General features: G+C 69.1%; 7 protein-coding genes. 1 reads left to right on the forward strand and 6 read right to left on the reverse strand.

Annotation, left to right across the window (positions count from 1 at the left end; genetic code table 11):
* Positions 1–29: 29 nt before the first annotated feature.
* The 4 genes from ABZ194_RS17240 to ABZ194_RS17255 all read right to left on the reverse strand — a co-directional run bounded on the left by ABZ194_RS17240 (position 30) and on the right by ABZ194_RS17255 (position 4,790).
* Positions 30–602, reverse strand: coding sequence for a hypothetical protein (locus ABZ194_RS17240; protein ID WP_355597218.1), 573 nt, complete (start codon positions 600–602; stop codon positions 30–32).
* Between the two features lie 93 nt (positions 603–695).
* Positions 696–1,973, reverse strand: coding sequence for an MFS transporter (locus ABZ194_RS17245; protein WP_355597220.1), 1,278 nt, complete (start codon positions 1,971–1,973; stop codon positions 696–698).
* Entirely contained in the window at positions 1,964–4,570 is a 2,607-nt protein-coding gene (locus tag ABZ194_RS17250) for an ATP-grasp domain-containing protein (RefSeq protein WP_355597222.1), read from the reverse strand. The genes ABZ194_RS17245 and ABZ194_RS17250 overlap by 10 nt, the downstream gene beginning before the upstream one ends.
* Before the next feature lie 52 nt (positions 4,571–4,622).
* Positions 4,623–4,790 carry a hypothetical protein gene (locus tag ABZ194_RS17255; RefSeq protein ID WP_355597224.1) on the reverse strand — a complete coding sequence of 56 codons (168 nt, stop codon included), beginning with the start codon at positions 4,788–4,790 and terminating at the stop codon, positions 4,623–4,625.
* Positions 4,791–5,071: 281 nt separating this feature from the next.
* On the opposite strand from ABZ194_RS17255, the gene ABZ194_RS17260 reads away from it, so the two are divergent.
* Complete coding sequence (locus ABZ194_RS17260; protein ID WP_355597226.1) at positions 5,072–5,560, forward strand: GNAT family N-acetyltransferase; 489 nt, start codon at positions 5,072–5,074, stop codon at positions 5,558–5,560.
* Positions 5,561–5,619: 59 nt separating this feature from the next.
* Here the strand turns inward: ABZ194_RS17260 and ABZ194_RS17265 are convergent, their stop codons facing one another.
* A complete protein-coding gene (locus tag ABZ194_RS17265; RefSeq protein WP_355597228.1) occupies positions 5,620–8,580 on the reverse strand; it encodes a beta-ketoacyl synthase N-terminal-like domain-containing protein in 2,961 nt (986 codons plus the stop codon).
* A 170-nt stretch (positions 8,581–8,750) separates the two neighbouring features.
* A partial coding sequence (locus ABZ194_RS17270; protein ID WP_355597230.1) for an MFS transporter occupies positions 8,751–9,896 on the reverse strand: 1,146 nt, incomplete at its 5' end.

Consider the following 9,896-nt stretch of genomic DNA (forward strand, 5'->3'; position numbering starts at 1 on the left):
GCAGCGGTCGGCACGAACGGCTGTGGGCCTCAGTCGGCCAGCGTCATCGTCAGGTGAATGCGGTCGGTGCCACCCGCGTTGTAGGCGGAGTGGTGGCGAAGGGTGTTGAGGATATGGATCCGGCCGTCGGTCGGTACGTGGTAGGTGTGACCGCTGCGGAACAGCAGCCGACTGTCCTCGTTTGTCCGGATCGCCATATGCGCGACCCGGGAGGCGTCCGTGTGCATGTGGTAGATCTCGCCCGGGTGCAGGGTGACCAGGCGCATGCGGCCGGGACGGAACGGCAGGCTCTTGAAGACCTCGTGGAAGTAGGTGTCCCTGAGATCTTCGTTGAAGACGGAGAACTCCGACTCCTCGAAGTACTTCTCACCTGTCTCCTGGTTGAACTGGCCGTTGCCGGCGTCACGCCACGGGTCCTCGGCGTTCACGCGGTGGGTCAGACCGAGTCTGCGCAGCCGGTCCTCGGGGTTGCCGGACAGTGGCATCGGCACTCGCTCGACATACTGCCGGTAGGCGTTGAGAAGCTTGTCGTAGCTGAACCCGAGGCCGGGGACGACCTCTACCAGTTCGGGATCGGTCGTGGTGAGGGGGGCGACGGACATGGATGTCTCCTGTTTTCTCCGAGTCTGAACCCGGTAGGGGTACGAAGGCTGAGCCTGCTGGACAGGCCGTCAGGTGAAGGCGCGGCAGCCGAACTAGGTGGTGACCGCCGGGCCGGTTGGAGCCGAGGGCGAGGTGCGCAAGGCCCAGGCGACGACAGGGCGGCTCAGGAAACCGACCGCGAGGAACACGGCGCTGAGCAGGATCCAGCCGGGCGGCCCCAGGCCGAGGGCGAGCGCGCCCAGGACCACGGGGGCGAGGGCCTCGGCCACGCCGCCGCCGAGCCCGAAGATCCCGGAATACTGGCCCTGCGCGTGTGGTGCCGCCAGTCCGAAGGAGTACTCCATCGCGGCGGCCGAGTGCCACAGTTCACCGAGTGTGTAGACGGCCGTCGCGGTCAGCAGCAGTGCGGCGGACACCCAGGTGGACGGCTCTTTCGCCGCCAGCATCAGACCGAGCCCTGCGGCGATCGCGATGCCCGCCCAGCGCATGCGCCGACCGGCCGACTCTGAATCGTTGACGTTCCTGCTGACGACCACCTGGAGGGTGATGACCAGGACCGTGTTCAAAATGAGCACTCCGGACACCAGCCAGCGGGGCGCCTCGGTGTGATCGACGATCCACAGCGGCAGCAGGAAGGTGGGCACCGCGAAGTGCAGTGACATCAGGCCGTTGAGGATGGTCGCGGCCAGGTAGGGGCGGTCCCGCAGGGCCTCCCAGCGGCCGTTCAGCGGCGGCGTCGGCACCGGGGCCGGCCGGGGAAGGCGCCGCAGCACCATCGCGCATCCGGCGAACGACAGTGCCCGGCCGACCACCAGCGTCAGATAGGCGGGCGCGGTGTCGAACTGGATGGCCACACCCGCGGCCAGCGCGCCGAGTGCCACGGCCAGGTTCGTCGCGGCCCGCAGATAGGCCCGGAACCCGGCCGGATCGTTCCCGCTGAAGCCGCGGATCAGCGGGGCCTTACTCGACTTGTCCGCCGCGAACACCACGCCGATGAGCATGGAGACCAGCAGGTAGGACCAGAATGTGTCGACCAGCAGGTAGCACCCCATGAACAGGGTGCCAAAGACCATGACGGCGATCTGTGTCTCCCGTGCCCCCCAGCGGTCGGCGACCTTGCCGCCCAGCACCCCGGCCACCAGGCCGACCATCGCTCCGGCGAACAGGCCGAACGCCACCTCCGACATCGGCAGATGAACGACGCGTGTGAAGTACAGCACACTGGAGGACATGAACATCCCACTGCCGAGGGCGTCCACGAAGATCGACGTGGCCAGCGTGCGGCGCGGACCGCGATCCGGCAGCAGCCGGTGGGCGAGTGACCGCCGCCGGGGAGGCGTCTGGGCGGCCTTGCCTCCGGTCACTGCCACATCTGGTCCCGGAAGTCGGCGTCCGGCCGGAGAACCTCATGATGCCAGGCACGCAGGAGCCGGCCGCTGACATTCGGCGGCGCCACGACGAGTCGCTCGTCGAACCAGGCGCGCACCGCGGCGAACCGGGCCCGCAACTCCTCGTCGTCGGCGGCTGAGACCAGCACCTGCCCCATACGATGATTGGTGCTGTCAATGCCGGCGGAGAAGCGCTCACCCACCGGGAACTCGACCCGGGCGAACTCCACGCCGGGCAGTTCGCGCAGCTCGGCGGGCGAGGGACAGCCGAAGACGACACCGGACCGGCCCTGGAGATAACTGGTGCCGATCAGCTCGGGACGGTACGTGATGTCGGCCCGAGGGGGACGGCCAAGCGCGCAGAACAGCGCAGCCTCCCCAAGGTTCACCCCGAACTTGGCCAGCACCTGTTCGTCGATCAGCGCTCCGCCGCCGCGGGCCGCGCATTCGCTGAAGGTCAGCCGGCCGGTCTCCGGGTCGTGGAACAACTCCATGTGAAACACGCCGTTTCGCAGGCCGAGTGCGTTCAGCGCCCGGCGCACGACTGGTTCGGCGCGCTCGTACGCCCACTCCTCGGTCTTGCGGTCGAAATGCCGCATCCACAGCGGCTGCTGCTCGTCGATCGTGACGAGACACGGACTGCCGTAGCGGCCGACGGCCAGGAATCGCAGCGAACCGTCGTACAGGAAGCCGTCGGCGATCCACTCCTCACCGCCGATGTACTCCTCCAGGACGAAGGTGCGCTGCGGCAGGCGGTCCTCACGGTAGCGGCGGCTCAGCTCGCCCAGTCGCTCCAGGCCGTCGACGACCGTGGTACGGACGGTGCCCGCGCCGGCGACCGGCTTGAGCACGGCACGCTCATACTCCCACGCGGTGATGGCGGAGACGTCGTGCACATCCTCGATCACGGTGACGCGGGCCGTGGGTATCCCGGCCTCGGCCACCCGGCGCTTCTGCAGGGACTTGTCCCTGAAGTACACGGCGGTCGACGGGTCGATGGCGCGGCAGCCGAGAAAGGAGGCGAGCAGACCGGCGGTCACCAGCGCCCACTCGTCCGAGGTCTGCACGGCGTCGAAGGGGGTGTCCGCGAGCCCGGCCCGGTGCAGGGCCATCAGAATGGCCTCGGGGTTCTTCTGCTCCTCCACCCTCAGCACGGTGATTTCGGCGGGAACCTCGGCGAGACCGTAGTCGTAGCCGCCGAACCCCCACACCAGAACGGCGTCCACGCCGTGGCGCACGCACGCCTGCATCACATATTTGTCAGTGCCCAACAGCAGCACCCGGGGTCGGTGTTCGGCTTCTGTCACCTGGTAGACCTCATCCTTCAGCGCCTGGATGGCGTGGTGGTCGGCACGGATCGCGCCCAGCTCGGGAGCCGCCATGAAGATACGCAGCGGGCTCGTCAGCAGGTCGGCGGTGGGCCGGATCCGTTTGCCCGGGCCCAGCTTGACGCTGACCAGGTGGACGCTGGGGAGCGCGGAGATTCGGTCGACCGCCGCCTGGTCGACAGAGGCGACCAGGCCGTCCTGCTCGGTTCGGGTGTTGTGAACCGCGGCGGCCTGCCGCCGGGAGTACACGCGCCCGGCGTACCGGGTACGGAAGTCCCGTGGGCGGGCGTAGGCCAGCGCGGTCAGATCGGCCTGATTGGCACCCAGGCACATGTCGTGGAAGCCAGGGTTCATGTTGCCGTTGAGCCGGGCGCCGATCTCCACCAGGGCCGGGCCGTCGGGCGTCATGATGACCTCGGCGTGCGCCGGGCCGTGCTGGATCCCCAGGGCGGCGAGCACCGTGCCGACATAGGCGATCAACTCGGGTACCGGTTCCTCGCCCGGGTCGAGGAGCACATCGAGCTCGTAGATATTCCTGCCGTCCGGCAGGATCCGCTTCTCGTACTCCCAGACACCGCAGACGTAATGCCCCCCGTCCACGCTGACGGTGTCCACGATGTACTCGGTGCCTTCGAGGAACGACTGCACCAGGGCCTCGGTGTTACGCCGGTCGAAGATGTCCGTGGAGCCGAGCACCGAGCGGGCGGCCGCCTCGACTTCGGCCGCGTCGTGGCAGCGGTAGACATGATCGGTGGACGCTGAACTGAGTGGTTTCACGACAACTGGATAGGAGCCCCCGCGCTCCGCCCAGTTGACGAGGAGTTCCGGCTCCGAGCTCTTGAACTGACGGGCGCAGCGGATGCCGGCTGCCCGCAGTGTCCTGGCCATCTCGTACTTGTCACGGCGAGCGCCGGACAGCGCCGTGCCGTTGGTGGCCAGGCCGAGGCGCTCACTGAGCGCGTCGGCCAGCGGGACTCCGGGCTCCTGGCCGGCCAGGACGGCCACGGGGCGCAGGGCCGCGATGGCCTCGACGGTTCGCTCCAGGGCCGCGTCGCCCTCGCAGTGAAAGTGATCGCGATAGGCGGTGGGGTCCGGTGCGAGCATGGACGCCATCGGCTCCGCGGTGCTGTGAACATGCACGACCTCGATACCGAGCCGGGCGAAGGCCGGGGGCAGGAAGGTGCCGGTGGAGTAACCGTCCACGATCACTGCGGGCCCGGCAACCGGTGAGTGGGGCAGGTCGGAGGTCATCGGTTCCATCACTCTCTGTCACAGGGCGCGAGGGGCGGTGCGAGTCGATCGACTATGCGGTCGGCCAGCCGATGTCATTGGCGGCGGCGAGCACGACGGCGCTCGCCGGGTTCGGGCCGGGCCAGCCGATGCCGCCGTCGAGGCGGGCCACGGTGAGGGTGGCGAGGCCGATTACGGCGAGTACGGCAGGTACACGGACAGCACGGATGAACTTCCTCATGGCATCCCCCTGGGAGAAAGGTCTGAAGGTGATCGCGGAAGCCGGAGGCATTTCGCGTTGCCTAGGAAGTTAATACAGGTATCCCGGCCAGACAATAACTTGTCAGAAATTTGGCAACAAGGCTAGGAAAGCCTTTCGGCGGGTGTTCTGGGGGCAAAAGGGATGACCGGAACCGGTCGGTGGGAGACGTTAAGGATTCAGGTTGCGAAATGGTCCGGCTCCGGGCAGGGGCGACACAAAAGCGATGGTGGTCTCGGGATTCGTGCTGGCATGCTTCCCCCATGCTGATTAGGGAAGCCACCACGGCGGACTGGCCTGCCATTTGGTCTTTCTTCCGCGAGATCGTCAGCGCGGGGGAGACGTTCACCTACCCGGTCGACCTCAGCCAGGAGGAGGGACGCGACTGGTGGCTCTTGCCGCCGCCGAACCGGACGGTCGTCGCCGTCGATGACGTCGGCACGGTCCTGGGTACGGCAAAAATGAACAACAACCATCTGGGCAACTCCGCGCACATCGCGAGCGCCAGCTACATGGTGGACCCCGCCCACGCGGGACGCGGTGTGGGCCGGGCGCTGTGCGAGTACACGATGGAGTGGGCGCGTGCGGAGGGCTACCGGATAATGCAGTTCAACGCGGTCGTGGATACGAACACATACGCGGTGAAGCTGTACCAGTCCCTTGGTTTCGAGGTGCTGGGCACGATTCCAGAGGGTTTCCGCCACCCGGCGCACGGCTATGTCGGGCTGCACATCATGTGCCGTGCGCTCTGACACGTCCTTTCGGCGTACGCCGCCCCCGTCACCGAAGCCGCCGGTGTCGCCGCACGAGCTCACGACACCGGGGGACACGCGCTCTTTCCACCGGGCGCGGTCGAGGCCGAGGCGGGGAGGTTCCTCTCCTCGCCGTCCACCAGTAAGCCCTTGATCACGGCGGTCTGACCGCCGAGGGTGCGGACGGCGAGCATGTCGCGTATCGGGAGGTCAATGCCCAGTTCCTCCCCGAGGTGGGAGGTGACCCGGGTGATGAGGAGGGAGTCGCCGCCGAGATCGAAGAAGTCCGAGTCGTCGGTGAGGGCGGTCCCGCCGAGGAACCGGGTCCAAGCACGGGTCACCGCGTCACACACGTCCGCGGGCGCGCTTGCCGCCCCCTCCGCCTCGGTCGTCACGGGCACCTGAGGACCTGTCGGGGCGGCGGGCCGGGAGGGCAGGGCCACCGCCTCCGGTGCGATCCGGCTCGGCCCGGCGAACGGATAGCCGGGCAGGCGCACCCGGCGGCCCTCGCCACACAGCACGGCCGGGTCGATCGGCTGCCCCAGGGTCCAGAGCGTCCCCAGCGCCGTCAGCGGTCCCCCACCGGGGGTTTCGGCGCGAGCCGGGGAGAGCGGGACGGCGGTCAGCCCGGCGGCCTCCGCCAGTGCCGACAGGGTCCGGCCCGGACCGACCTCGACAGTGACGGCCCCGGGGTGGAGCTCGGCGATCGCGGCGAGCGCATCGCCGAACCGGACCGTGTGGCGGGCCTGCTCGGCGAACATGCCGGGATCGATCTCTGCCCCGCTGGGGATGATCTGCCCGGTGGTGTTGGCCGCGAGCGGCAGGGACGGCCGCCCCAGCCCGATGCCGGACAGTTCCTCGCGCAGTTTCGGTACGGCGGGCTCGATCAGGACGGAGTGGAAGGCGTGGCTCGTCCGCAGCCGCCGGGAGAAGACCCGGTCTCCGAGCCAGGACTGGAACGCCTCGACCGCTTCGGCCGATCCCGCCACCACACAGTTGTCCGGGCCGTTGGCCGCGGCCGGTTCCAGTCCGGCGCCCGACTCGGCCACCAGTTTCCGAGCCTCCGACTCGCCGCAGCCCAAAGCGAGCATCGCACCGGGCGGGCAGTCCCGCATGGCACGCCCGCGGGCGGTCACGAACCGGACGGCGCCGGGCAGGTCGAAGATCCCGGCGAGACAGGCCGCGGTGATCTCTCCAAGGCTGTGCCCGAGGAGCGCGGCGGGGGTGACGCCGAGCCCGGTCAGAGCGGTGGCCGCGGCGTACTCAAGGGCGAAGAGCGCGGGCTGGGCGAGCTCCGTCGCCTCAAGTTCCACGGCGGGGAAGCCGGTGTCCAGCAGCGCGTGGCGCAGCGTGGCCGCCAGCTCAGGGGCGAAGACGCTGAGGCAGGCGTCAAACGCGGCGGAGAAGCCGGGCAGAGCCGCGGCGAACGGCAGAGCCATGCCCGGCCGCTGGGCGCCCTGGCCCGGCAGCAGGAAAATCACCGGAGCCGGCCCCCCGGCGGGACGGGTGCCGCGCACCACCGCCGTGCCCTCGGCAAGGCGTTCGGCGATCTCGGCACCGGTGCGTCCGGACACCGCCAGACGCTGGGGCAGCTCGGCGCGGCCGGTGGCGAGGGTGTGGGTGATGTCGTCCAGGCCGGATCGATCCCCGGCCAGATACGCGCGAAGTCGCGCGGCGGACCTGTCGAGGGCCTCAGGGGTGGCGGTGGACAGCAGGACCAGCCGCTCGCGCTCCTCGGCGGCCCGGGGAGCAGGGGTGGGTTCCGGTGCCTGCTCGATGACGACGTGGGCATTGGTGCCGCCGATGCCGAATGAGCTGACACCGGCGCGCCGGGGCTCGGCGCCGGTCCACGGGCGGGTTTCGGCGGGGACGAACAGCGGGGAGCCGTCCGTCTCCAGCAGGGGGTTGATCCTGTCGAATCCGGCCACGGGTGGCAGGATCCCGTCCTTCACCACCATCAGTGCCTTGATCAGTGAGGCTAGGCCCGCCGCGGCGTCCAGGTGGCCGGGACGTGCGCCCATGCCGTTGAGCGCGGCGGAGGCCGCGGACCATTCAATGGGGTCGCCGACCCGCGTCCCGGTGGCGTGCGCCTCCAGGTAACCGAGAGACGTGGCATCCACGTCCGCGGCACGGAACGCCGCCCGGATCACGGCTTCCTGGCCGATGGCGGATGGCGCGCTGTATCCGGCCTTGGCCGCGCCGTCGTTGTTGATCGCGGTACCGAGGATCACCCCGTACGGAGGCGGCCCGTCGGCTAGGGCGTCCGCCAGCGGGCGCAGCACCACGCAGGTCGCTCCGGAGCCGGGGATCGCGCCGTCCGCGTTCTTGTCGAAGGGCCGGCAGACGCCCGAGGCGGACAAGATGCCGCCCGGCACATGACGGTATCCGGCCTGCGGAAAGCCGACCGCCGCGGCGACCACCACGGCTTGGTCGCAGTCGCCGTTGAGGAGCGCCTGGACCGCCATGTGGAGGGCGACGAGCGAGGAGGAACAGGCGGTCTGCACACTCAGCGCGGGGCCGGTCAGACCGAGTTTGTAGGCGATGCGGGTGGCCAGGTAGTCCGGCTCGGTGCCGCGCAGGGCCTGTTCGAGCGTCGAGGAGTCCAGCGCGCCGCCTGCCAGCATGCTGCGCATGTATGCGCTGCCGCTGGCGGAGGCATAGACACCGGTGGTGATTGAGCCGTCGCGCGGGCTCCTTCCCGCGTCCTCCAGCGCGGCCCAGGTGACCTCCAGCATCAGTCGGGCCTGCGGATCCATCAACTCGGCGTCGCGCGCGGTGACCTGAAAGAGTTCGTTGTCGAAACAGTCGGAGCCGGACAGATATCCGCGGACCGGAACATAGTTGGGATCATTGATCAGATTCCGCGGCACCTTGGCCTCGGTCAGCTCGTGCTCGGTGAAACGTCTGGTCAGCACCTGGCCGGCCTGGACGGCCGCCCACCACCGGTCGATGTCGTCGCCGCCGGGGAACCGGGCGGCCATGCCGGTGACGGCTATGTCGAAGGAGCGGTCGCGCGTCATCTCACCGCCTCCCCGCTGGTTCGGTGGTGGCCGGCTCGTGGCGGCTCGGTTCGTCGCTCGATCGCCGGCGGACCGGGCAGAGCGGTGACGGGCTTCTTCATGTTTCCCCGCGAGGTGTGTATCAGCCAATAGGCGCGATTAGGCAATTGATTTCCTGAAAAATGGCAAAATCAAGCTGAAACTGCTCTGGCCCTGATTCGCTTCATGAGGTCCAGGGCGAGTGCCCCGGCGGTCAGCGTGATGAATCCGGTACCGGTCAGCACCGTGCCGGTCCATCCGTAGGAGCTGTAGGCGGAGGCGGCGGCCAGCGAACCGATCGCGCCACCGCCGAATGACGACAGCATGAAGACGGTGTTCAGACGTGCGACCTTCCTCTCGCCCAGCACCAGGACTCTTGCCTGGTTGGCAACCTGACTGCTGCTCGCGCCCAGGATCAGCAGATTGCCGCCGATGACGAGCGCGGCCATCGAGTCGCCCAGGAATCCGAACAGGGCGAAGGACGCGATGACGCAGCCCAGTGCCCAGGTGCTGACCGAGGTCGGTCCGTGCCGGTCGTTGAGCCGGCCCGCGTACGCGGAGAGCAGCGCGGCGGGCAGGCTGTAGAGGCTGAACAGCCCAGCGAAGGCGGGTCCCTGATGGAAGGGGGGCGCGGCCAGGTGGAAGGAGAACGTCGCCCAGAAGGTGCTGAAAGCGGCGAACACCGTCGCCCCCAGGAAGGCGGAGAGACGCACTTCGCGGTGGGCTGCGAGCAGGCCGGGAAGTGTGGCCAGCAGTTTCATATAGGACAGCGGTGCTCCCCCCCCGCTCAGCCGTTCCGGCATACGGCGCGGGAGCGTCAGGAGGAGGGCGCCGGTCATCGCGGCGGCCACCAGATATGCCACCCGCCAGTTGCCGCTGGCGTCCGATACGGCCCCGGAGAGCGTGCGGGACAGCGTCGAGCCGAGGGTCAGCCCAAGGCCGACGAGGCCGACGACATGACCGCTCCGCTCCGGGCCCGCCAGGGCGGCGGCGACCGGTGTGATGACCTGCGGCAGCACGGTGGTCGTGGAGACGGCGAGTGTCGCGACGGTGAGCGTGACCAGGTTGGGCGCCGCGGCGGCGACGAGGAGTCCTCCACAGGTCAAGGCGAGCAGGGTGGTTGTCAGTCGGCGCACATTGGCGGTGTCGGCGAGCGGCACGATAAGGAGGATGCCGATGGCGTAGCCGATCTGAGCGGCCGAGGCGATGAGTAGCCCTGTGTCAAGCCGCCGCCAGTTGATCTTGTCTGAGCAGGGCCTGGAGGGCTCCGTGCTTGGCGGGATCGTAGGCCACACCGT

Source organism: Streptosporangium sp. NPDC006007 (genome assembly GCF_040614315.1).
GTDB lineage: Bacteria > Actinomycetota > Actinomycetes > Streptosporangiales > Streptosporangiaceae > Streptosporangium.

Bases quoted from the DNA above. Each gene is read 5' to 3' on its own strand.
- ABZ194_RS17240 (WP_355597218.1), bottom strand. From the start codon at position 602: ATGTCCGTCGCCCCCCTCACCACGACCGATCCCGAACTGGTAGAGGTC.
- ABZ194_RS17255 (WP_355597224.1), bottom strand. From the start codon at position 4,790: ATGAGGAAGTTCATCCGTGCTGTCCGTGTACCTGCCGTACTCGCCGTA.
- ABZ194_RS17260 (WP_355597226.1), top strand. From the start codon at position 5,072: ATGCTGATTAGGGAAGCCACCACGGCGGACTGGCCTGCCATTTGGTCT.
- ABZ194_RS17265 (WP_355597228.1), bottom strand. From the start codon at position 8,580: ATGACGCGCGACCGCTCCTTCGACATAGCCGTCACCGGCATGGCCGCC.
- ABZ194_RS17250 (WP_355597222.1), bottom strand. From the start codon at position 4,570: ATGACCTCCGACCTGCCCCACTCACCGGTTGCCGGGCCCGCAGTGATC.